Consider the following 22,408-nt stretch of genomic DNA (forward strand, 5'->3'; position numbering starts at 1 on the left):
CAAGGCGGTAGCAAGCTAATCGGCGCCGCGCACCGCGTTCAAATCCCCGCCATCTTCCGCAACCACGCCGCGAGCCGCCGCGCGCCGTCCGGCATGTCCGCGTCCTCGCGCGTGCACAGATAGTAATCGCGCCCGTCGTCGAGCGCATGATCGAAGAGCTTCACCAGTTCGCCGTTCGCCAGCTCGCGCTCGACCAGCGGCGCGCGCAGCAGCGCCGCGCCGAGATCCGCGCGCGCGGCGCTCAGTGTGAGCTGGCCATCCTCGAACATCGGCCCCACCGCGTGCGACACGTGCCGCACGCCCGCGCCCTGCAGCCAGTTGACCCATGTGCTGCGGTCCTCGTCGTGCACGAGCGGCGCCCGCGCGAGGTCGGCCGGCGTGCGGAACGGCCCGTGGCGCTTCAGGAACGACGGACTGCACATCGGCACCATCGCGCCCGGCAGCAGCCGCTCGCAGCGGTAGCCCGGCCAGTCGCCGGTGCCGAAGCGGATCGACAGGTCCGACGCATCGCTCCGATAGTTGCGGTGATGCGCGTACAGCACCGTGACGTCGACGTCCGTGTTGTCGGCGAGGAACGCGTGGAGCCGCGGAATGAACCAGCCGATGCCGAGCAACGGGATCAGGCTGACGGTGATCTGCCGCAGCGACGAGCGATCGCGCACGAAGCGCGTCGCGCTGCGCAGCACCGAGAACGCCGCGCTGATCGAGCGGTAGTAGTCGCGCCCTTCGTCGGTGAGCGCGAGCAGCCGGCCCTCGCGTACCGTCAGCGGCGTCTGGATGAACGCTTCGAGCAGTTGCAGCTGATGGCTGACCGCCGACGGCGTGATGTCGAGTTCGCCCGCCGCCGCGGTGACCGACCCGAGACGCGCGAACGCTTCGAATGCACGCACCGCGCGCAGCGGCGGATCGTGCGGCAATTGTTCGATATTTTTCATGTATCGAATTTTATAGAAAAGTCAGGGTAAGCGACAACATCAAAATATGCTTTGTTTACAGGGTTGTGCGTTAATGTGTCGAGAACGGCATAAGCATCCAACAATTGGGTATTTGGGGTTTGGGTGCTGAATATTTAATATTTTTCATGTTTGAATCCGATTCACCGATCTCTCGCACATGAAAATCGCCTTCCTCCACGCCAGCCTCGCATTCTCGGCCGCCGCCCTGGTCGCCTCCGTTCCCGCGTTCGCGCAATCCGCGCCGCAGACGATCCTGATCGGTCTCGCCGCGCCGCTCACCGGCCCGTCCGCGCGGATCGGCAAGGATCTGCAGAACGGCGCGCAACTCGCGATCGACGACGCGAACGCGAAGCATCCGACCATCGGCGGCAAGCCGGTCGCCTACAAGCTCGTCGCGGCCGACGACCAGTCCGATCCGCGCACGGCTGTCGCGGTCGCGCAGCAACTCGTCGACCAGCACGTGATCGGTGTCGTCGGTCACTGGAACACGGGCTGCAGCGTGCCAGCGTCGCGCGTGTACCGCGATGCCGGCATCCCGCAGATCGCGCCGGCCTCCACCGGCCATCAATACACGCAGCAGGGTTACGCGACGGCGTTTCGCATCATGGGTCACGACGATGCGGGCGGCAATTTCACCGGCGCGTACGCGGTGAAGACGCTGAAGGCGAAGCGCATCGCGGTGATCGACGATCGCACGTCGTTCGGCGCGGGGCTGGCCGACCAGTTCATCAAGGGCGTGCAGGCGAACGGCGGCGCGATCGTCGATCGCCAGTACGTGAACGACAAGACGACCGACTTCAGCGGCGTGCTGACCGCGATCAAGGGCAAGCGCGCGGATCTCGTGTTCTTCGGCGGCCTCGATGCACAGGCTGCGCCGATCTCCCGCCGGATGCGCCAGCTCGGCGTGAACGCGCCGCTGCTCGGCGCGGGCGGTTTCGTGAGCCAGACCTTCCTGTCGCTCGCGGGCAAGGACGGCGACGGCGTGACGGCGCTCGAACCGGGCCTGTCGCTCGACCGGATGCCGGGCGGCAAGGCGTTCGACACGCAATACCAGGCGCGCTTCCGTGCTCCGATCGAACTGCATGCGCCGTTCGCGTACGACGCGGCCGCCACGCTGATCGCGGCCGCGCAGAAGGCCGGCACGACGCAGCCGGCGAAGCTCGTCGCGGCGGTGCGCGCGATCGACCGGCCGGGCGTGACGGGGCGTATCGCGTTCGACGGCGAAGGCAACCTGAAGGACCCGGCCTTCACGATCTACCAGGTGCGCGGCGGCAAGTGGACCGTCGTCGACGTGCTCGGCGGCGCGCGCACCGCGGCCAAGTAAGCAACCCGACAATCAAGACGATCCCCATGACCGAAACAACCCGGACATCCGCCGCCGCACCCGAGGACACGCGCCTCGGGATCCTCGCGCGGCGCCGCATCGAAGCGGAAATCATCAAGCCGATCTACGAGATCATGAAGCGCGAGTTCGGCACCGAGCGCGCGCAGGCCGTGATCGCGGAAGCCGTGCGCGGCGCGGCCGTCGACGCGGGCCGCACGTTCGCGGCGCAGGAGCCTGGCGGCACGAGCGTGAAGTCGTTCATCGCGCTGCAGGTGCTGTGGGAGAAGGACGATGCGCTCGACGTCGAGGTGCGGCGCGCGGACGATGCGCACTACGACTACGACGTGCATCGCTGCAGCTATGCGGAGATGTATCACGCGATGGGGCTCGGCGAGATCGGGCACCTGCTGAGCTGCGCGCGCGACAGCTATTTCATCCAGGGCTACGCGCCGGACGTCGCGCTCACGCGCACGAGCACGATCATGCAGGGCGGCAAGCGTTGCGATTTCCGCTACGCATTGCAGCGCGCGCCGGAGAACGGCGATGCGTGACGGCACCGTGAACGCACCGCGCATCGACGGCGATCGCCTGTGGGCATCGCTCGAGCGGATGGCGCAGATCGGCGCGACGCCGAAGGGCGGCGTCTGCCGCCTCGCGCTGACCGATCTCGATCGCGAATCGCGCGACCTGTTCGTGCAGTGGGCGCGCGACGCCGGCTGCACGGTGCGCGTGGACCGGATGGGCAACGTGTTCGCGCGCCGCGCGGGCCGCAACCGCGATGCCGCGCCGGTGATGACGGGCTCGCATGCCGATTCGCAGCCGACCGGCGGCCGGTACGACGGTATCTACGGCGTGCTCGGCGGCCTGGAGGTCGTGCGCGCGCTGAACGACGCGGGCATCGAGACCGAGCGTCCGGTCGACGTCGTGATCTGGACCAACGAGGAAGGCTCCCGTTTCGCGCCGGCGATGGTGTCGGCCGGCGTGTTCTCGGGCGTCTACACGCTCGAATACGGGCTGTCGCGCACCGATGGCGCGGGCAGGACGATCGGCGAGGAACTGGAGCGGATCGGCTACGCGGGCGCCGAACCCGTCGGCGGCTACCCGGTGCACGCGGCGTACGAACTGCATATCGAGCAGGGCCCGATTCTGGAACGGGCCGGCAAGACGATCGGCGTCGTGACGGCCGGGCAGGGGCAGCGCTGGTACGAAGTGACGCTGACCGGCGTCGACGCGCACGCGGGCACGACGCCGATGGAGGTCCGTCGCGATGCGCTGGTCGGCGCCGCGCGGATGATCTCGTTCGTCGAGGTGCTCGGCCGTCGTTACGCGCCGTACGCGCGCGCAACGGTCGGGATGATCGAGGCGCGGCCGAATTCGCGCAACACGGTGCCAGGCGGCTGCTTTTTCACGGTCGAGTTCCGGCATCCCGACGATGCGGTGCTCGACGAACTGGACGCGGTGCTGCGCGCGGAGCTCGCGCGCGTGGAGGAGGAATCCGGCCTCGGTGCGCAGATCGAGCAGATCTTCACGTATGCGCCGGTCCCGTTCGCGCCGCGCTGCATCGACACGGTACGCGACGCGGCCCGGGCGCTCGGGCTGTCGCACATGGATATCGTGTCCGGCGCGGGCCATGACGCGTGCTATGTCGCGCGGGTCGCGCCGACCGGGATGATCTTCGTGCCGTGCGTCGACGGGCTGAGCCACAACGAGGCCGAAGCGATTACGCCCGAATGGGCGGCGGCGGGCGCCGACGTGCTGTTGCGTGCGGTGCTGCAGAGCGCGCAGGAGGCCTGAGCGCGATGCGCACGGCCCGGCGGGAGGTGTTCGCCCGGGGGCCGTGCCTGCCTCCGTCCGGCGCGGTGCTGGTGCGCGCGTTGCGTCAGGCTGACCGCGAACGTCGATCGATGTATCGGCGCATCACGTAGAACGCCGTATCGGTGCGACCCGGCATCGTCACCAACGCACCGTCGGCCGCGAACCCGAGCTTTTCATAGAACCGGTACGCCGCTTCGCGTGCCGTACACCATACGAGCGCGGCGCCGCGTGCTTCCGCGTGCCGTACGCAAACCTGCACCAATTCTCTCCCGAAGCCCATGCCGCGCACGGTCGGATGGACGGCCATCCCGCGCAGCCGCCACGCCGGCCGGGCAGGATCGTCGTCGCGCGGCTCCTCGCACAGCGAGGCGACCGCCACGATGTTCGACCGGCCGTCGCGCACGCCGACGTGCAGCGTCGTCGGCGCATGGTCGCCGGTCAGTTCGCACGCGTTCAGGTCGCCATTCAGCAGGATCGCCGCCCTGAGCGGGTGCGTCTGCACGGCGTCGATCGGTGCGATGGTGAAGCGGGTGTCGCGTGACGTCATCAACGTTCCCTGGATGGTCCTGGCGGCGCGTTACTTGCCGGCCTTGCGCGTTGCCATATACGCGAGATACGCGACGATCTGGTCGAGTTCGCGGTCGCTCAGCTGGTCGGGCGGAAACGCCGGCATGCTGCGGCCCGGCCAGTCGCGTACCGACGCAGGATTGCGGATATAGCGGCGCAGCGCGGCCGGCTGGAAGTAGTCGACCGGATTCATCGGCGTGTTCAGGTCGGGGCCGGCGTGGCTGCTGCCCGCGCCGTCGAGGCGGTGGCATGCGAGGCACTGCGTGACGAACAGGCGCTGGCCCGCGCGGGCCGGCGCGTCGGCGGGCAACGCGGCATCGACGGCGAGCGACGGCCAGCGCGCGAGCGGCGACGATTCGATCGTGACACGCACGATCTGGTACGGCCACTGCTCGCCGCGCACCGATGCGGCGTCCGGCCCGAGCCACACGAGGTAGAACGGCCCGGCGCTGACGGGCTTGCCGGGCAGCTTCGGCCACGGATGGGCCGGATCCTCGATCGCGAGCCACGGCACCGCGCGAGCCGGTGCATGACGGCGCACGAGATCCATCGGCAGTTGCGCGGCGAAGCCGTCGGCCGCGCGCGTTTCGAGCACGCCGTCGGCCGGCAGCGGCGTGTCGCCGAGCAGCGCGGCGAACGGCACCGCGCGGAACGTCATCGGCCGGCCGTACGCGATGTCGCGCGGCACGTGGATGTCCGCCGCATCGGGGCGCGCGAGCAGCGTCTGCCGGGTGAGCGCGCGGGCCGTGCCGTCGGTGTCGAGTTCGAGCGAGGACTGCGCCGACGCACGTTGTGCGAGCAGGCACACCGTCAGCAGCACGAGCGAAAACCACTGGCGCTTCAGCATTCGTTCTCCAGGAAAGGGCGTTCCGGCGGCAGCAGGAGGCAGGCGCCGCGGTCGATGGGAAAGACTCGGGCGACAGTCTATCCGCTACGCGCGGCGCTGGCGAATTCGGCTGAGGAAAGGGGGCGAGGCCGGCCCGCGTTCACGACGTGGCCGATGGCCAGGCCGTCGTCAATGACTCGAACAAGGCGCTTCGCCTTTCGGCAACGGTGTATCGCGCTCCGCTTCGAAATCGGCTTCGCGCGTGCCCGCCGGCGTCAGCGACACGAAATGCATCGCCGTGCCGCGCGCCGGGAACCCGGCGATACCGGTCGAGCCCCACGGAATCGGCGAACGTTGCACACCGCTCACCGAGATGTCCGAGGCCCCGAGCGCCAGCGTCAGCAGCCGCCCGTCGCGGGTCGGGACGTACGCATGCGAGCCGGAGACGCCGATGCCGGATTCGCGCACCGACGCGGGCAGGCAGTCGAGCGTCGCGGTGCGGCGGCCGTCCGGGGCGATCAGCATCGCGACGCCGCGATCGTCTGCCGTCGTCGTGACGACGATGAAACGGTCGATCTCCGGCACATAGGCCGACGAGTACACGTAGTAACGGATCCTGCCGTTCAGCGTCCCGAGCAGATCCAGCTTCGCCGTGACGGGATCGAACGTTGCGTATTCGAGCGTCGCGTCGGTGCTGCCTTCGATGAATTTCTGCCAGACGAGCAGCGCGGTGCGCGGCGAGCCCGCGATCACGGGCCACCATTCGCGGCGGTGCGGCGCGACCGCGACGTGGTTCAGCACGCGTCCGGCCGCGTCGTAGGTCTTCAGGTACACGCCGTTGCCGGTGCCGAGGTTGTCGACGCCGCCGCCGTCGACCCAGTCGGCCGAATAGAACACGACGTAGCGCTCGCCGACCGTCGCGACGTGCCCCGAATGGCCGCCCGCCTCGACCTCGTTCGGGTAAGGCTTGATCGGCTTCAGGTCGCGGCGGTAGACGCCGTAGCGCTGGCTGACTTCCTGCGGCGCGTTCCAGCCGTCCTCGAACGTGACGAAGATGTCGCCGCGCGCGTTTTGCGCGATCGACACCGGTTCCTGTGCTTCGGGGCGGCTGATGAACGTGCGGACATGCAGCAGGCGCGGATTGCCGGGCTGCCATTCGCCGACGTACACGTCATGCGGCCAGTTGCCGCTGCGCAGCGCGCCGCGCGGCACGATGCCCGAGCTGCTGAAGAACACCCAGCGCTTGCCGTTGCCGGCGTCGGCCACGCCGATGCCGTGCATGAAGCGACGCGGGTCGCCGCTGTCCTGCGACGATGCCGAGGCCGGCACGGTTACCGTATGCACGGCCGGTGCGGCGGCGAGGGCGGACAGCGGCAACGCGCCGATGCAGCACGCGCCGCAGAGCGCGGCCGCCAATGCCGGCCGTATTCGCCGCGTCATTCGACCGTCACCGATTTCGCGAGGTTGCGCGGCTTGTCGACGTCGGCGCCGCGCGCACAGCCGACGTGATATGCGAGCAGTTGCAGCGGGATCACGTTGACGATCGGCGACAGCAGGTCGCCCGATTCGCGCACGCGGATCAGGTGCGTGTCGCGGTCGGCATCGATTTCGAGCTGGCTGCCGGCCAGCACGTAGAGCCGCCCGCCGCGCGCACGCACCTCGGCCATGTTGGATTTCAGCTTCTGGAACAGGCGGTCGTCCGGCGCGATCGTGACGACCGGCATCGCGCTCGTGACGAGCGCGAGCGGACCGTGCTTCAGCTCGCCGGCCGCATAGCCTTCCGCGTGGATGTACGACACTTCCTTGAGCTTCAGCGCGCCTTCCAGCGCGATCGGGAAATGGATGCCGCGCCCGAGGAACAGCGCGTTCTCGGTGCGCGCGAACTTCGTGGCCCAGCCCATGATCTGCGTTTCCAGCGCGAGTGCGTGGCTGATGCGGCCGGACAGCGCGCGCAGCTGCTTCAAATGCATCGCTACTTGCGCGGCGTCGAGCCGGCCGCGCTGCTGCGCGAGCGTGAGCGTCAGCACGAACAGCGCGACAAGTTGCGTCGTGAACGCCTTGGTCGACGCGACGCCGAGCTCGATGCCGGCGCGCGTGAGAAACCGCAGCGGCGCGTTGCGCGCGATCGTGCTGGTCGCGACGTTGCAGATCGCCATCGACAGTTCCTGGCCCATCGCGCGTGCCTGCTCGATCGCGCCGATCGTGTCGGCCGTCTCGCCCGACTGCGAGATGCCGACGACGAGCGTGCGCGGATCGGCCACCGTGTCGCGGTAGCGGAATTCGCTGGCGATCTCGACCTGCGCGGGGATGCCGGCGATGCTTTCCAGCCAGTATTTCGCGGTCAGGCCCGCGTAGTAGCTGGTGCCGCAGCCGAGCAGCAGCACGCTCCTGACTTTCGACAGGAGGGCACGGGTGCCGTCGGTCGCGTCGAACAGCGCCGGCGAGATCGTGTCGATGCCGTCGAGCGTGCTGTCGATTGCTTTCGGCTGCTCGAAGATCTCTTTCTGCATGAAGTGCTGGTACGGGCCGAGCGCGGCGTCGCCTTCGCGCGCCTTCACCTGACACAGCGGGCGCTGGGCTTCCTGGCCGCCCGAGTCGACCACGGCGATGCGCTCCGGCGTGATCAGCGCGACATCGCCGTCTTCCAGGTAGACGAAGCGGTCGGTCAGGTCGCCGAGCGCCGCGCAGTCCGACGCGAGGTAGTTCTGCTCGGCGCCGATGCCGATCACGAGCGGCGAGCCCGCGCGCGCGGCGACGAGGCGCTGCGGCTCGCGCGCGCTGAGCACCGCGATCGCGTACGCGCCGTGCAGCCGCTTGACGGCGCGCACGACCGCGTCGAACAGGTCGTCGCGATAGACGCTGTGGATCAGGTGCGCGATCACCTCGGTGTCGGTCTGGCCGCGAAACGTGTAGCCGCGCTCGCGCAACTCCACGCGCAGCGCGTCGTGGTTCTCGATGATCCCGTTGTGCACGACCGCGATCGTGTCGCCGGACATGATCGGATGCGCATTCATTTCCGACGGCGCGCCGTGCGTCGCCCAGCGTGTATGTGCGATGCAGGTCTGCGCTTCGAGGCCGAGCGTCAGCACGCGCGCCTGCAGGTCCGTCACGCGCCGCAACGTGCGTTCGCTGCGCAGGCGGCCGTCGTCCTGCACGGCGATGCCGCATGAATCGTAGCCGCGATACTCGAGCCGGCTCAATGCATTGACCAGTTGCGGCACCTGATTGTTCAGGCCGCTTGCTCCGACGATTCCGCACATGATTCACCTCTCTACGGTAGGTTGGCGGCTGGCGCGCGGCGCGCGGCAGCACGATTTCAGGAGCGGTGCGCGTCGCGCGGCATGCGTCGCGCCCGGCGCGGCACGTCTCCGGCGATCTATTCGCGGGGCTGAGGCCCGGCATGCGCGACCCATTCGATACCCGAGATCGATCCGTTCGCATCGTGCGACGCGACGAGAATGCGCGTCGTGCGCCGCGCACCGCGCCGGCGGGCGCCGGCCAGTGCGGTGGTCGGCACCGAGCGCACCTTCACGCTGGCCGAGCGCCGCAGCATCTTCGACACGCGCAACCGGTAGGCGAGCGGATGCATGACGCGCCCCGCGATCAGCCACATGACGATCGTGCCGGCGATCAGCGCGATGCTCGTGACGTAGAACACGATCTGCTCGATCGGCATCTCGGCCTGGTTGAACGGCAGCAGGTAGCGGTACGTATAGATGCAGATCGAGGCCCACACGGCGCCGACCAGCGCCGGCCGCACGAGGCGGAACCAGACGACCAGCACGGAGCCGACGATGCGGCCGCGTTCGGCGATCATTTCGCGCGGCGTGCGCAGGGAAAGGTCAAGAATCGGCGCGTTCTTCATGTTGAATGCCTCGGTCGGGGCTGACCCACACGGCTCGCTTGCCGCGGCCCCGCAGCACGACGGCGGGCAGGGCGACGACGGTAGTGATCATGCTGATCAGCCAGAAAGCAACGGGATACCAGATGGTGTCCAGGAAATACATCAGGAGTTTTTCGTCATACTGACGATCGATCATGCTGCCGATGATCAGCTGCAGGATGCAGGTGGCGACCAGCAGCATCCCGTGCCAGTGCGGCACGACCGATACATGCCAGCTCGGCGGCAACGGGTAGACGACGTCCACCAGCGCGAGCAGCAGGATGAACGACATCGAATAGGCCCATGCGATGCCGATCAGGTATTCGACGAACAGCGGCCACATCATCATCTGCGTCGGCCGCATCAGCGTGCCCGCATATTTCATGAGCACCTGGATGCCGCCTTTCGACCAGCGCAGCCGTTGCCGGTAGAGCCCCTTCAGCGTCTCGGGCATCAGGATCCAGCTCAGCGCATGCGGCTCGTACACGACGCGCCAGTCGCGGCACTGCAGCTTCCAGCTGATGTCGATGTCCTCGGTCAGCATGTCCGAGCTCCAGTAGCCGACGTCGGCAAGCGCGGTCTTGCGGAACATCGTGATCACGCCGGACACCGTGAAGATGCGGCCGTACACCTGCTGCGTACGCTTGATCAGCCCGACGATCGACGAGAATTCGCCGACCTGCATGCGGCCGAGCAGCGACGTGCGCGTGCGGATCCGCGGGTTGCCGGTTACCGCGCCGACACCCGGGTCGGTCAGGAAGTGCTCGAGCATCCAGCCGATCGCGTCGTGCGCGAGCAGCGCGTCGCCGTCGATGCAGAGCAGGTATTCCGCGTTCGACACGGCCGCGGCGGTCGTCAGCCCGACCGCCTTGCCTTCGTTGCGCGCGTGATGGATCACGAGCAGCCGCGGGATCTCGACAGCCAGTGCGTTGAGAATCTCGCCGGTGCGGTCCTTGCTGCCGTCGTTGACCGCGATGATGTCGTAGTTCGGATACTGCATCTCGTTCAGGTGGCTGATCACGCTGCGCGCGTTCGCGGCTTCGTTGAAGCAGGGCACGACGATCGAGATCTTCGGGATGCCGCTCGACGCGATCGTCCGATTCGACAGCACGCGGCCTTCTTCCAGCAGGAAGTAGTGCACGACGCCGCCGATCATCCACAGATACGACATGAAGAACGGGTAGTAGAAGACGAAATCCTGCAGGCGCTGGATGATGCCGTGGTTGCTCATGGCGTCTTCGCCCCCTGCGATTGCTGCAGCTGCATCAGCGCGTTGATCGACGTCGGGTCGAGGCGCGACTTCAGCGACATCACGTCGCGCATCGCATCGAGCTCCGGCTGGCCGTTCAGGAAGTTGTCCGGGTAGTAGCCGAAGTTCACGGCGCCCTCGCTGCGCAGCCGGCGCATCTGCGCGAGCAGCGTGCTGGCCGGTACCGCCTTTTGCCCGTGCCAGTCGTACGCCTGCAGTTCGAACACGGTGCGCTGCAGCCCGCGCTGCTTCGTGCGCACGGCCTTCACGAGCTGGTCCAGCCAGCCTTCGGGGTCCTTCGCCTGCTCCATGTACGGCATCGCCATCAGCGCGACGTAGTCGTAGGTTGCGAGGAAATCGTCGTAGTTCTGCGCATACCACGCTTCCGACTCGGGCTTGAGTACCGGCAGCGCGAAGATGTTGCGCGCGGTCAGCACGTCGCCGACGTTCTGGTGCGCCAGCACGATCTGCTGGAGCTGCCGCGTCAGGTCGATCAGGTAGCGCGACTTCTGGCGCGTCCAGCGCTTCATCAGGTCGGGGTTCTCGCGGATCTTGCCGACGTCGGCCGGCAGCCCCCATTGCGAATAGGTCTGCAGCGCGTGCCGGCCCGCATCTTCGTAGTCGTCGAGCACGGCGTCGTCGCTGAACAGGATGCCGCTGAACGACGCGTGCTTGCTGAGATCCTCGTAGATCTGCTGGATCATCAGCCGCGCACCCGGATCGAACGGGCTCAGCCGGAACACGCGCGTACCGTTCTCGCGGGCCGGCGCGCCGCCGTATGCGGTGACGGCCTCGAGCCCGCCCTGCTTGTCGCCCGGCGGCCGGAACGCGAGCACCGGCATCCACGCGTACACCTGCACGTTGGCACGCGTATTGAGCTGCCACGCGGCACGCGAGAACAGGTCGGCGCGCATCGGCAGGTGCCGGTTCGGGAAGTACACCGATTCGGCCACGCCGGTGCCTTTCGGGTCCGCATAGGCCTGCAGGTACACCGATTTCGGCTGCATCCGGTAGATGCGCTCGATCAGCTTGCCGAGATTCGCTTCCTGCCGCGCCGGATCGGGATCGTAGACCTGGTCGAGATCGACCTGCACGGTGCGCTCCGGCACGTCGACGTCGCCGCGGTTGGATGCCGGCTCGCGCATCGAGCGCTCGAACCCGCCGATATCCACGTCGTACATCATCAGGATCCGTCTCAGCCGGTCCAGCGGTACGTCCGGCGTATTCGGGCCGGCATCGAGGCTGAACTGGATGTCCATGCCGAGCGACGTCGATATCTGGCGCACGGGCTGGTTTTCCGCGCCGTACGGCCACACCATCGAGCGTGCGACGATGCCCGTACGTTCGCGGATCTGCCGCACGCAGGTCTGCAGGTCGTCGTGCACACGTGCGTGGAATTCGGCGTCGGTTTCATAGCGCTTCTGATCCTGAAGGTAGAGATGCGACGTGGTCGCGGGCAATTCGTTGCCTTGCGGATTCGCGACCGCGCCATGATGGAGATTGTGGGTGTGGCAGCCGAGCTCGACGAATTCCGACTGCCCGAGCTTCTTCACCTCGTCCCACGACAGGAAGTAGTCGCGCGGCACCTGCACCTTGTCGCTGATGCGGATCGGCGTATCCGGTGGCGTATCGATCCACGCGGTGACGAGGCCCATCACGGCCGGATACTTGAAGCGCTCGAGCAGCGGCAGCACCTTCGTGTAGTGGCTGCGGAAACCGTCGTCGAACGTGAGCAGCACCGCGCGCGGCGGCAGCGGCTTGCCGCCGTGCCGCGACGCCTCGATCTGCTTGACCGTGATGGTGTGGTAGTTGTTGGTCTGCAGCCACGAGAAGATCGCGGTCAGCGTGCCGGTATCGACCGCGAACGCGTCGACCAGCGCCGAGCGCGACGAAAACGACGCCATCAGGTTGTCGCGCACGTCGTGCATGCAGATCACGCGAAACGTCTTGCCGTCGGCCGGATCGGACGGCGGCAGCAGGTCGATCATCTTGGCGTTGGTCACGCCCGGGAACAGCGAACAGGCGGCAAACGTGCCAAAGCATCCGCACATGAAGGTCCGTCTGGTTTGCATTGCACGATCTCCTTGCTAGAACGGCAGGTTGAGCGACAGGAAGCCGGTTTCGGAGCGCTCGCGCTGGCCGTCGTACGCATGGCTGCTGACTTCGACGCCGTAGGACAGCGTGATGTCGTGCTTGAACGTCCATGCATGCTCGAGGCGTGCGCTCCACAGCGGGCTGGTGCCGAAGCCGCGCTCGTTGTACACGCCGCCCGACGCGGACACGCGCTGCTGCAGGCTCATGTCACCCTTCTTCCACAGCGTCAGCTGGTGCATGACGGTTGCCGCGGCTGCGTAGTCGCGGCCCGGGCTGAAGTAGGGTGCGTCCTTGCGGGTGTTGCTGTCCGTGCCGAGATTCAGCGAGACATTGACGAGCTGTTTCGCGGACGTGTACACACGCTGCGTGGCGGTCGCCGTGATCTCCTGGTGCAGGTTCGAATCGCTGTAGCGGCTGACGCCGTAGCTCAGCCTGACCTCGCGGCGGTCGTTCTGGCGATACACGACCTCCGCGTTCGCGGAGCGGCCCCAGATGTGCGCGGCGTATGCCTTCCACGGCAACGAGTTGTCGTTGGTGTCGAGCCCGGCGCTGACCGTCCAGTAGTCGTTGAGCGCGTACGCGATCGTCCCGCGACCGCCGGTTCGGCCGTCCGCGCCGATCGAGCGTGTGACTTCGCCCAGCACGGTGAGCGGGCCGCGCCGGTAGTCGCCGCCCACGCCGGTGCGCGTGCGGCTGACGTGGCCGCCGTCGGTCTGCGCGAAGCCGTAGAACGTGTGCGAAAACACGCGCCAGTTGTCGCCGAACGGTGGCGAATACACATAGCTGTCCGATGTGAAGCTGTTGTCGGCCAGCGCGCTGTTGCCGTGCTCGAAGCTCAGGTCGGTCGTGAACACCGGGCTGCGGTATGCGTTGTAGTCGCGCTTGAAGCCGCGCACGGCGCCGCTGTCGGGGAACGTGTTGCCGAGGGTCTGGTCGACGGTCTTCGCGGTCGCGTAGTCGTCTGCCGTGAGCGACGCGCGGCCGAGGCCCGCGAGCATCTCGACGCTGTCCGGGTGATCGGTCAGCGACGCGCGATACATCGAGATCGCCTGGCGCGGATGCGCTTGCCCCGACACGGCGTCGGCGTGGGCGGCGCGGACCTCCGCGTTGAACGGCACCTGTTGTTCCAGCTGTTCGAGCGCGGCGATCCCTTCGTTCACGTGACCCGTGAAGATCAGGTATTGAGCGCGCAGCCGGTAGTAGCGCAGATAGTCGCCTTCTCCCGGGCCGACGCTGGTCACTTCCTTGGCCGGCGGCAGCGACTTGCCCATCTCGTCGAGCACCTGCTTCGCTTCCGGCGCACGTCCCTGGTCGACGTACGACCAGAACAGTCCTTCCTGCAGTTCGATCGGACGCGTGCGCGAGCCGTACTGGAAGCCGCGGGTCGCGCGATCCGTCGGCGACGCGGTGGCCTGCTTCAGCGCGCGCGCATACACGGCGTTCGCCTTGCCCGGCTCGCTCAGGTACAGGTAGGCGTCGCCGACCGCCGCCAGCGCATCGATCGAGATTTCCGCGTTGGACGGAATCGTCTCGAACGTCGCGACGGCCGGCTTCATGTCGCCGCGTGCCGCAAGCGCGACGACCCGGTCGCCCGCGAGTGCGGTGCGCACCGGCGTGTACTCGGGTGTGGCAGGCATCCGCTTGTCGAGGTCGTCCGCCGCGCGCAGTGCGTTGTCGATTCCGTCGAAGCGGTCCGAACTCGTCATCGAACGCGACTTGTCGCGTCCGCCGCGCACTTGCTGGCGAATCGACAGTTCTTCCAGCTGCGCGATGTCGACCGCGGAGAATGCATCGGGCCGCGCCTTCGCCTCGTCGAGCGCCTTGACCGCGCCGCCGCTCGCCGCGAGGCCGAACACGTCATTACGCACCGTCTCGACATCGGCGGTACGGAGATTCGGCGCCTGCGCATTCGGCGCTTCGACGTCGGGCCCTTGGGATCGCTGGATCGCCTCGCCGGGGAGCTGGGCGCCGGGGGTCTGTGAGCTCGGCGTCTGGGACGACGGCGGTTGCGGGCCGGGGGACGCGGTGACGGGCGCGGGCGAGTTCGGCATCGGGGTGCCGGATGCCTGCGCGGTCTGTGTCGGCGGAGTGGGCGGGGCGCCCGACGCGGGCGCGGACGGTGCCGGCGCATTCGGCTGCGCGGTGCCGGATGCCTGGGCAAGCTGCAGCGGGACATTCGACGTGGACGCGCGTGATGCCGACGGCGTCGGAGGCGCGGTGTCGAACGCCTGGGCAAGCAGCATCGGCGAGGCCGCGCCCGGCCCAGGATCGCCCGGCTGCGATACGACCGGGTCCACCACGACCGTGGTCGGCATGGTCGGGTTCGGCGCCTGCGCGATCTGCAGCGACGCGTCCGAAGCCCGCGCGATCGGCGTCGTTGCATGAGGAGGCAGCGTGCCGGCATCCTGTGCGATCTCTATCGATGTCACTGTCGGGTGCAGGCCGCGAGGAAGCGCATCCGGTGCGGACCCGGCGATGGCTCCCGCGCCGCCCGGTTTCGCGTCGCCTTCGGCGGAGAAGCAGGGGCTGGACGCGACGAGCAGCAATACCAGCGGCGCATGCAGGAGGATCCGTCGGTTGGACGGAGCGGCGGTGGTGCATTGTTGTTGACGATTGTTAGCCACGATGTCTCCTCATTTTGAAACCATCACATCTCACTCTGAAACGATCACATCGGTTGCACGCCCGGCGACACGCGTCGCCGGCCGCGCACCGCCGGGCGGCGAGGCCCGGCGGCGTTCGACGGATTCACAGGCGATTGCGGATCGCTTGCCCAAGCAGCGCGCGCGATTCGCTGTTCTTCGGGTCGATCGCGAGCGCTCGGCTCGCGTTCTGCTCCACACAGTCCCACTCGTCGATCTGCGCGCACGAGCGCGCTTTTGCCAGTGCACGCGCGCTTTCCAGTTCCGCGTGCGTGACGCTTGCCGTCTGCATGCGCGCCGTGTCGCTGCCGTACGAGCGCGGCTTCGGCGTGTAGTCCAGGCGCTTTCTCGTGCCCGCCAGCGTTTCGGTTCGCGGCGCGCGATGCGTCGCGCTACGCCGTTCGGCGGCGCGTCCGTTGGCCGACGCGGCATGCGAATTGGCCGCGAGTGCCGCCGGTGCCGCGTGCGACTGCGGCCGGTGTTTCGTGGCGGCGCGTGGCGTTGCGCGCGGTGCCGCTTCCGGATCGACCGCGAGCGTGACGGGCGGCACGGTCGACACTTCGTGCGGCGCCGAAGCGGCCGGCTCCGGCAGCGGGGCTGCAGGTGACGTGGTCGGTCGTGCAATCGTCTGCGCAGGCGCGGTGGCGGCCGTCGTGCCGGACGCACCGGTTGCGCGGGACGTCGCGGCCACGATCGCCTGGCGGTATTTCCCGACGGCGGACGAGATCACGCCGGAGATGTCGTGCGCGACGCTCGCATGGCCGACGGTCCTGTCCCGCTCGACGTATGCGAAGAGGCCGAAGATCGCGGCGAACGCGACAACGCTGAGCGCCGCGTTCTTTCCCGGACCCCAGGAGGGTTTCGGCTGACGGGCGGGCGAGCCGTCCGGTCGTTCTGCACGAGTCATTCAATACTCCTCGATTCGATGCGTTGCGGTGAATGACACGATCGGGGCGGGGTCGGACGGCATTCACCATCGCAACTGCGTGGTGAGCGTGCCCGTTTCGACGATCGCGAACTGGGTGGCGCCTTGATAGGTCCCTTCGACCCGGTAGCTCGCATCCGGCACGCTGAACAGGCAGCGCGACCCCGATGCGTTGAATTCGACGAGCACGCGGCCGTGCCGTCTCAGGCGTACCTGCACGTTGGCCAGCGGTTGCCCGGTACTCGCGGAAGCAAACGACACGCCCAGGTTGTATGGCCGGCCGTCGGGGGGAAGCGGTGCGCTCCCGTCGATCCGGGCGTCGCCGCAGATATACGAAATCACGTAGCGGTCGGCACCCGGACCGGACGCGGGGGCCTGGGCCATGGCGTTCATGCAGAGCGCATAGATGAAAACGCTCAGGAAAGGGCGAGCATGCTGTCGAAACGAGGAAGACATTGCAATCTCCCGCCCGGAATCAATGACATGCATTCATTCCGGATCAGATTTGCCAGCGTTCTTTTTGCGACACGCTATTGATACACGATGGTCTTTGAACCAACAACCTCGTGTGGCCGGAATGGAACGGGTTGAAATATCTTATTTAAATAGGATTCCGACGGATTCGCATGATTCACTTAACACTGAAGAAAGTCGATATTGCCGAATATGATTATTGCTCGCCGGTAGCGATGATCGAGCACGCATTGAATCACGTCGGAGGTATCGACTTTCCTGCCGAAAAATAACGACTGATAAAAGAAATTTTTGCAGCTGTGTTCATGGCGAATCGACGGAGATCCGGATACAGATCGCACATAGTGAAAAGAAAGTATGACGTCTTTGTTATTTTAGTTCGTCATAGTCAAATAGAAACTTTTGATTTGTTCTGTAACAGGGTATTTCCGTCATAAAAATGAGGTCGAATATTCGGACTTAATGCACTGGCAGTAAAAAATACGATGTCATTCGCAAACGTTTGCGTTTTCGTCTGATATCGAATAAAGGGTTGGCACAGGGATTTCACCGACTTCGGTGGGATTGCCGATTGCTGTATTTAATATTGATATTGAGAAAACGGGATTCGCGCCGTGAACCTGCACGGCGCGAATGCAAACGTCAGCGGCTGCCGCCGGAGATTCGCCGTGCGGTGCGCATGGCCGGCGCGGCTGCCTGCTCGGCGCCGGCCGCCCCTTCGGCCGCCGCGCGCGGCCGGTTCATGATGTAGGCCCACAGCTGCTCGGCCGCGAGCCCGCGCTTGCGCGCCGAGCGATACAGGCGGACTTCCAGTTCGGTGATCCAGTCGCCGGTGCCTGCGCACACGAGCGTGCCGTCCGCGAGCTCCTTCGCGACGCAACTCTCCGGCAGCCAGCCGATCCCGTGCCCGGCCACGACCATGCCCTTCAACGCCTCGGACATGTGCGTCTCGAAGCAGCGGTGCAGCACATACGGCTCGGTCGCATTCAGCAGCAGCATCTCGACGATGTTGCCGAGGAACGCGCCCGACGAATACGCGAGCAGCGGCAGCGGGGCGTCGGGCGTGCCCGGCAGCTGGAACACGGGCTTGCCGCGCGCGTCGGGTGTCGACACGGGCAGGATCCGCTCGACGCCGAGGCTGACGAACGGGAAGTGGTTCGGGTCGAGCACGATCGGCAGTTGCGGATGGTGATAGCCGAGCAGCAGGTCGCATTCGCCTTCGACGAGCTGCTGCACGCCTTCCGGCACGTTCACCGCGTTCACGCGTGCGGTCACGTGGCCGACCTCGCCGTTGAGCTGCTTGAGCCATTCGGGAAACAGCGTGAAGACGAGCGTATGCGCGACGGCGAAACGCACGACCTGGTCGCTTGCCGCGAACTGGTCGTAGCCGTTCACGAGATTACGCGCCGCATACATGCTGCGCAGGATGTCCGCGGCGAGCCCGCGGAACATCTGGCCGGCCGGCGTCAGCGTGATCGGGTTGATGCTGCGGTCGACCAGCTTCGCATCCATCCAGGTTTCGAGCGCGGCAATTCGTCTGCTGAATGCCGACTGCGTGAGGTGCCGATGACGCGCGGCCCGGGAAAAGCTCTTGGTATCCGCAAGGCTCAGGAAATCTTCCAGCCACTTTGCTTCCATGTCGATCTTCGCTGTTTATTGTCGGCGCCGGAGGGGCGGCGCCATTTCACTGAACCGGTTTGGTAGCGTACCGCGCCTCGCGCATGGGGGCCGATGTTTTTTTTCGATCGGTGTCAGTCGAAATATGCATGGGCGTTGTCGGCGGGATTACGGCTGCATAGCGTTGAGGGGCCGGACCGGACTAACCGAACAGTTCACAGCGTCGAACTGGCGGGTCGCCGCGGACGGTACTTCCCCCAGGGCCGGTTGCGCCGTGTGCGTGCCGGCCCGCCTTCATGGCGATGGTCCAGTGCCCGGACGCGCCGTTTTTTTGTGCAGTGCAGATTGCACATTCGTGACACGCGGGGGAACTATGTTTGAAAGACGCGGCGCAGCATCGGCCGTGCGCGCTCGCGGCGCATGCGGGCGCACGTCGCGTCGGGTGTTGCACCACTGTGGTGCGCAATGCCGCGCGGGCGTGCCGGTGCGGCGCAAAAACGGGGGGATATCGAGAAGATTGTGCAAGGCACGTTCCTTGCAAAGCATTGATTACGCCGGTCCGGCATGCGCAATGCCGGGGAAAACGATCGATGGAGAAAAGATCGATGAAGCCATTCGATGAAATGCTGCAATCCGGCGACATGGTAAGGGCGCCCTACGCGCGCCTGAAGCAATGGCTCGACACGCAGAATCCCGCGAGCCTCGCCCAGAAAGCCTACGACGCGGAAGGCGTGTTCCGCAAGACGGGCATCACGTTCGCCGTCTACGGCGACGCAGAGGCCGCCGAGCGGCTGATTCCGTTCGACATCGTCCCGCGCATCATCTCGGGCGCGGAATGGAGCCGGCTGTCGCTCGGCATCGAGCAGCGCGTGATGGCGCTCAATGCGTTCCTCGACGACATCTACCACCGGCAGGAAATCGTGCGCGCGGGCATCGTGCCGAAGCACCTGATCGCGCACAACGAAGCGTTCATCCCGGAGATGATCGACTTCCGGCCGCCCGGCAACGTTTACACGCACATCATCGGCGTCGACATCGTGCGTACCGGCGAGAACGAGTTCTACGTGCTGGAGGACAACGCGCGTACGCCGTCCGGCGTGTCGTACATGCTGGAAAACCGCGAGACGATGATGCAGCTCTTCCCCGAGCTGTTCCAGCAGGTGAAGGTGCGCCCGGTCGAAACCTATCCGCAGATGCTGCGCCAGTCGCTCGCGGCCGTGTGCCCGCCAGGTGGCAACGCCGACAACCCGACCGTCGCGGTGCTCACGCCCGGCATCCACAATTCCGCGTACTACGAACATTCGTTCCTCGCCGACCAGATGGGCGTGCACCTCGTCGAGGGCAGCGACCTGCAGGTGGTCGACGGCCGCGTCGCGATGCGCACGACCGAAGGCTTCCAGCCGATCGACGTGCTGTACCGCCGCGTCGACGATGCGTTCCTCGATCCGCTCACGTTCCGCCCCGATTCGGTGCTCGGCGTGGCGGGCATCATGGACGTGTACCGCGCCGGCAACATCACGATCGCGAATGCGCCCGGCACGGGCATCGCCGACGACAAGGCGATCTACTCGTACATGCCGGAGATCGTCGAGTTCTACACGGGCCGCAAGGCGCTGCTGGAGAACGTGCCGACCTGGCGCTGCGGCGAGGCCGACAGCCTGAAGTACGTGCTCGAGCATCTCGACGAACTGGTCGTGAAGGAAGTGCACGGCTCGGGCGGCTACGGGATGCTGGTCGGGCCGTGCGCGTCGAAGGCCGAGCTCGAGGCGTTTTCCGCCAAGCTGCGCGCGCGCCCCGCGAACTACATCGCGCAACCGACGCTCGCGCTGTCCACGACGCCGATCCTGACCGACGCCGGCCTCGCGCCGCGCCACGTCGACCTGCGACCGTTCGTGCTGGTGTCGGACCGGATCCGCATCACGCCGGGTGGGCTCACGCGCGTCGCGCTGAAGGAGGGATCGCTCGTCGTCAACTCGAGCCAGGGCGGCGGCACCAAGGACACCTGGGTGCTGGCCGACTGAGCCGGACGCGACCGCGCGCGCCGGAACCGGCGCGCCAACCGAACGAAGACGGAGTGGACACGAGATGCTTCTGGGACGTACTGCAAGCGGCCTCTACTGGATGTACCGCTATATCGAGCGCGCGGAGAACATCGCGCGCATCGTCGATGCCGGACTGCGGATGGCGCTCACGCGCACGTCCGACGCGCCGGCCGAATGGTCGTCGGTGCTCGTCAGCTCGGGCACGGACGAAGGCTACCGGCAGAAATACGACGCGTATGCGGCCGATACCGTGACCGACTACCTGTTGCGCGACCGCGATAACCCGTCGAGCGTGCTGTCGTGCATCGAGGCCGCGCGCTCGAACGCGCGGATGGTGCGCACGGCGCTGACGCGCGAGGCGTGGGAAAGCGTGAACGGCGCGTGGCTTGCGCTGCGTCGCGCGCTGGCGCAGCCGGTGCCGGAGAGCGAGTTGCCGAACGTGCTCGACCAGGTGAAGCGCGAAACCGCACTGATCCTCGGCAGCTTTTACAGCACGATGCTGCGCAACGAGATCTTCGATTTCGCGCAGATCGGCGCATTCATCGAGCGTGCCGACAACACCGCGCGGATCATCGACGTGAAATACCACCTGCTGCTGCCGTCGGTGTCGCACGTCGGCACGATCCTCGACAACTACCAGTGGGAGACGATCCTGCGCTGCGTCGCCGCGCACCGCTCGTACCGCTGGGTGTACGACGTGCAGTACAAGCCGGTGAACATCGCCGATTACCTGATCCTGAACGGCCGCATGCCGCGTTCGCTGCGCTATTGCTACGGGCGCGTCGTGTCGAGCCTGAACCTGCTCGCGAAGGATTACGGCGTGACACACCCGTGTCACGACACGGCCACGAAGATCCTGCAGATGCTGTCCGATACCTCGGTCGAGCGGGTCTTCAAGAGCGGCCTGCACGAGTTCCTGACCGACTTCATCGGCCGCAACAACAGCCTCGGGCTCGAAATCGCCCAGGCTTACAACTTCGACTGAGAACTTGCCATGCGACTCGCCATTCGACACATCTCGCGTTATCAGTTCGACGACCAAGCCACCCATGCGCTGCAACGGCTGCGGCTGCGCCCGCAGTCGGGCCCCGGGCAGACGGTGCGCGCGTGGCAGGTCACGATCGACGGCGTCGAGCCGTCGCTGTCGTACGCCGACGGGCTCGGCAACCGGATCGACCTCGTGCGTCACGATCGCGGCGCGAAGGCCGAGATCGTGGTCGTCGCGGCCGGCGTCGTCGAGACGCAGGATCGTGCGGGCATTCTCGGGCATCCCGAAGGCTATGCGCCGCCCTGGATCTTCGAGCGCGAGACCGCCCTCACGAAGGCCGGCGACACCGTGCGCGAGCTCGCGGAAGCGCTGCCGATCGATCCGCAGGGCCTCGACGCACTGCACTGGCTGATGACGGAAGTGCACGGCCGCATCGCGTATGCGCCGAACCTGGCCGCCGACGCGCCCGTCGACGCGGAAACCGCGCTGCAAAACGGCCAGGGCACGAGCCGCGACCACGCGCATGCATTCATCTCGGCCGCGCGCGTGCTGAAGATTCCCGCGCGTTACATCTCGGGCTACGTGCTCGCCGACAGCGCGATGCAGCGCATCGCCGATGCGAAGCAGAACGCGGGCGACGTCGAGGAGGAGGAAGCGCTCGCGCTGCAGAGCGGCGAGGGCATGCAGCAGGTGCTCGGCGCGTCGCATGCCGCACAATCGCAAGGGCTGCCGCAACCGGCGCTCGGCGCCCAGCCGCAGGCCGCCGCGCTGATGCAGCAGCCGGCCGGTCATGCGTGGGCCGAGGCCTATGTGGAAGGGCTCGGCTGGGTCGGGTTCGACCCGTTCATGAACCGCTGCCCGGACGAGCGCTACGTGCGCATCGCGGTCGGCCTCGATTATCGCGACGCGCAGCCGGTGACGGGGCTCGGCGCCACGGCCGTCGGCGTCGAGATCAGCGTCGTGCAGACGCCCGAGCTCGTCTGACCCGACGCGCGCTTTCGCCGAA

18 protein-coding genes are annotated in these 22,408 nt (G+C 66.9%); 6 read left to right on the top strand and 12 right to left on the bottom strand.

Annotated features, from left to right (window positions below; genetic code table 11):
• Positions 1 to 38 precede the first annotated feature (38 nt).
• A complete protein-coding gene (locus tag DIE03_RS31665) occupies positions 39 to 935 on the bottom strand; it encodes a LysR substrate-binding domain-containing protein (protein WP_059237086.1) in 897 nt (298 codons plus the stop codon).
• A 178-nt stretch (positions 936 to 1,113) separates the two neighbouring features.
• Here DIE03_RS31665 and DIE03_RS31670 point away from each other — a divergent pair, with 178 nt between their 5' ends.
• The 3 genes from DIE03_RS31670 to DIE03_RS31680 are packed head-to-tail and all read left to right on the top strand — an operon-like array spanning position 1,114 to position 4,074.
• Positions 1,114 to 2,280, top strand: a complete 1,167-nt coding sequence (locus tag DIE03_RS31670) for a branched-chain amino acid ABC transporter substrate-binding protein (protein WP_124456126.1) — start codon at positions 1,114 to 1,116, stop codon at positions 2,278 to 2,280.
• Positions 2,281 to 2,306: 26 nt separating this feature from the next.
• Entirely contained in the window at positions 2,307 to 2,831 is a 525-nt protein-coding gene (locus DIE03_RS31675) for an L-2-amino-thiazoline-4-carboxylic acid hydrolase (RefSeq protein ID WP_124456127.1), read from the top strand.
• The gene (locus DIE03_RS31680; RefSeq protein ID WP_124456128.1) at positions 2,824 to 4,074 is read left to right on the top strand and encodes a Zn-dependent hydrolase; all 1,251 of its coding nucleotides are present in this window, start codon (positions 2,824 to 2,826) and stop codon (positions 4,072 to 4,074) included. The genes DIE03_RS31675 and DIE03_RS31680 overlap by 8 nt, the downstream gene beginning before the upstream one ends.
• Before the next feature lie 85 nt (positions 4,075 to 4,159).
• Here the strand turns inward: DIE03_RS31680 and DIE03_RS31685 are convergent, their stop codons facing one another.
• The 11 genes from DIE03_RS31685 to DIE03_RS31740 all read right to left on the bottom strand — a co-directional run bounded on the left by DIE03_RS31685 (position 4,160) and on the right by DIE03_RS31740 (position 18,393).
• A complete protein-coding gene (locus tag DIE03_RS31685; protein WP_124456129.1) occupies positions 4,160 to 4,642 on the bottom strand; it encodes a GNAT family N-acetyltransferase in 483 nt (160 codons plus the stop codon).
• A gap of 30 nt (positions 4,643 to 4,672) precedes the next feature.
• Positions 4,673 to 5,509, bottom strand: coding sequence for a cytochrome c (locus DIE03_RS31690; RefSeq protein ID WP_124456130.1), 837 nt, complete (start codon positions 5,507 to 5,509; stop codon positions 4,673 to 4,675).
• A gap of 168 nt (positions 5,510 to 5,677) precedes the next feature.
• Positions 5,678 to 6,928: a hypothetical protein gene (locus DIE03_RS31695; protein WP_124456131.1), complete on the bottom strand. Its 1,251-nt coding sequence runs from the start codon at positions 6,926 to 6,928 to the stop codon at positions 5,678 to 5,680.
• Positions 6,925 to 8,748, bottom strand: coding sequence for a glutamine--fructose-6-phosphate transaminase (isomerizing) (glmS, locus tag DIE03_RS31700; RefSeq protein WP_124456132.1), 1,824 nt, complete (start codon positions 8,746 to 8,748; stop codon positions 6,925 to 6,927). Before glmS ends, DIE03_RS31695 begins: the two co-directional genes overlap by 4 nt.
• A gap of 116 nt (positions 8,749 to 8,864) precedes the next feature.
• Complete coding sequence (locus DIE03_RS31705; RefSeq protein WP_124456133.1) at positions 8,865 to 9,353, bottom strand: Biofilm PGA synthesis auxiliary protein PgaD; 489 nt, start codon at positions 9,351 to 9,353, stop codon at positions 8,865 to 8,867.
• Complete coding sequence (gene pgaC, locus DIE03_RS31710; RefSeq protein WP_124456134.1) at positions 9,331 to 10,602, bottom strand: poly-beta-1,6-N-acetyl-D-glucosamine synthase; 1,272 nt, start codon at positions 10,600 to 10,602, stop codon at positions 9,331 to 9,333. The genes DIE03_RS31705 and pgaC overlap by 23 nt, the downstream gene beginning before the upstream one ends.
• Positions 10,599 to 12,692 (bottom strand): poly-beta-1,6-N-acetyl-D-glucosamine N-deacetylase PgaB, encoded by a 2,094-nt coding sequence (gene pgaB / locus DIE03_RS31715; RefSeq protein ID WP_124456135.1) that lies wholly within the window; start codon positions 12,690 to 12,692, stop codon positions 10,599 to 10,601. Before pgaB ends, pgaC begins: the two co-directional genes overlap by 4 nt.
• A 15-nt stretch (positions 12,693 to 12,707) precedes the next feature.
• Positions 12,708 to 15,338 (bottom strand): poly-beta-1,6 N-acetyl-D-glucosamine export porin PgaA, encoded by a 2,631-nt coding sequence (pgaA, locus tag DIE03_RS31720; protein WP_124456136.1) that lies wholly within the window; start codon positions 15,336 to 15,338, stop codon positions 12,708 to 12,710.
• Between the two features lie 124 nt (positions 15,339 to 15,462).
• A complete protein-coding gene (locus DIE03_RS31725; RefSeq protein ID WP_124456137.1) occupies positions 15,463 to 16,263 on the bottom strand; it encodes a hypothetical protein in 801 nt (266 codons plus the stop codon).
• 63 nt (positions 16,264 to 16,326) lie between these two features.
• On the bottom strand, positions 16,327 to 16,737 hold the full coding sequence (locus DIE03_RS31730; RefSeq protein ID WP_124456149.1) for a hypothetical protein: 411 nt from the start codon (positions 16,735 to 16,737) through the stop codon (positions 16,327 to 16,329).
• 660 nt (positions 16,738 to 17,397) lie between these two features.
• Entirely contained in the window at positions 17,398 to 18,393 is a 996-nt protein-coding gene (locus DIE03_RS31740) for a LysR substrate-binding domain-containing protein (RefSeq protein ID WP_124456139.1), read from the bottom strand.
• A 584-nt stretch (positions 18,394 to 18,977) separates the two neighbouring features.
• Here DIE03_RS31740 and DIE03_RS31750 point away from each other — a divergent pair.
• The 3 genes from DIE03_RS31750 (at position 18,978) to DIE03_RS31760 (ending at position 22,386) form a co-directional block, all read left to right on the top strand.
• Positions 18,978 to 20,393 carry a circularly permuted type 2 ATP-grasp protein gene (locus tag DIE03_RS31750; protein ID WP_185658261.1) on the top strand — a complete coding sequence of 472 codons (1,416 nt, stop codon included), beginning with the start codon at positions 18,978 to 18,980 and terminating at the stop codon, positions 20,391 to 20,393.
• Between the two features lie 64 nt (positions 20,394 to 20,457).
• Complete coding sequence (locus DIE03_RS31755) at positions 20,458 to 21,399, top strand: alpha-E domain-containing protein (protein ID WP_124456141.1); 942 nt, start codon at positions 20,458 to 20,460, stop codon at positions 21,397 to 21,399.
• A gap of 9 nt (positions 21,400 to 21,408) precedes the next feature.
• Positions 21,409 to 22,386, top strand: coding sequence for a transglutaminase family protein (locus DIE03_RS31760; protein ID WP_124456142.1), 978 nt, complete (start codon positions 21,409 to 21,411; stop codon positions 22,384 to 22,386).
• Positions 22,387 to 22,408: the final 22 nt, after the last annotated feature.

This window comes from Burkholderia sp. Bp8992 (assembly GCF_003853705.1).
GTDB lineage: Bacteria > Pseudomonadota > Gammaproteobacteria > Burkholderiales > Burkholderiaceae > Burkholderia.

Excerpts from the sequence above, each read along its gene's own strand:
- DIE03_RS31760 (WP_124456142.1), top strand. The coding sequence starts at position 21,409 with ATGCGACTCGCCATTCGACACATCTCGCGTTATCAGTTCGACGACCAA.
- DIE03_RS31750 (WP_185658261.1), top strand. The coding sequence starts at position 18,978 with ATGAAGCCATTCGATGAAATGCTGCAATCCGGCGACATGGTAAGGGCG.
- pgaC (WP_124456134.1), bottom strand. The coding sequence starts at position 10,602 with ATGAGCAACCACGGCATCATCCAGCGCCTGCAGGATTTCGTCTTCTAC.
- DIE03_RS31730 (WP_124456149.1), bottom strand. The coding sequence starts at position 16,737 with ATGTCTTCCTCGTTTCGACAGCATGCTCGCCCTTTCCTGAGCGTTTTC.
- DIE03_RS31725 (WP_124456137.1), bottom strand. The coding sequence starts at position 16,263 with ATGACTCGTGCAGAACGACCGGACGGCTCGCCCGCCCGTCAGCCGAAA.
- DIE03_RS31685 (WP_124456129.1), bottom strand. The coding sequence starts at position 4,642 with ATGACGTCACGCGACACCCGCTTCACCATCGCACCGATCGACGCCGTG.
- DIE03_RS31670 (WP_124456126.1), top strand. The coding sequence starts at position 1,114 with ATGAAAATCGCCTTCCTCCACGCCAGCCTCGCATTCTCGGCCGCCGCC.
- DIE03_RS31705 (WP_124456133.1), bottom strand. The coding sequence starts at position 9,353 with ATGAAGAACGCGCCGATTCTTGACCTTTCCCTGCGCACGCCGCGCGAA.
- DIE03_RS31695 (WP_124456131.1), bottom strand. The coding sequence starts at position 6,928 with ATGACGCGGCGAATACGGCCGGCATTGGCGGCCGCGCTCTGCGGCGCG.
- pgaB (WP_124456135.1), bottom strand. The coding sequence starts at position 12,692 with ATGCAAACCAGACGGACCTTCATGTGCGGATGCTTTGGCACGTTTGCC.
- glmS (WP_124456132.1), bottom strand. The coding sequence starts at position 8,748 with ATGTGCGGAATCGTCGGAGCAAGCGGCCTGAACAATCAGGTGCCGCAA.
- DIE03_RS31740 (WP_124456139.1), bottom strand. The coding sequence starts at position 18,393 with ATGGAAGCAAAGTGGCTGGAAGATTTCCTGAGCCTTGCGGATACCAAG.
- DIE03_RS31755 (WP_124456141.1), top strand. The coding sequence starts at position 20,458 with ATGCTTCTGGGACGTACTGCAAGCGGCCTCTACTGGATGTACCGCTAT.
- DIE03_RS31690 (WP_124456130.1), bottom strand. The coding sequence starts at position 5,509 with ATGCTGAAGCGCCAGTGGTTTTCGCTCGTGCTGCTGACGGTGTGCCTG.
- DIE03_RS31680 (WP_124456128.1), top strand. The coding sequence starts at position 2,824 with ATGCGTGACGGCACCGTGAACGCACCGCGCATCGACGGCGATCGCCTG.
- DIE03_RS31665 (WP_059237086.1), bottom strand. The coding sequence starts at position 935 with ATGAAAAATATCGAACAATTGCCGCACGATCCGCCGCTGCGCGCGGTG.
- DIE03_RS31675 (WP_124456127.1), top strand. The coding sequence starts at position 2,307 with ATGACCGAAACAACCCGGACATCCGCCGCCGCACCCGAGGACACGCGC.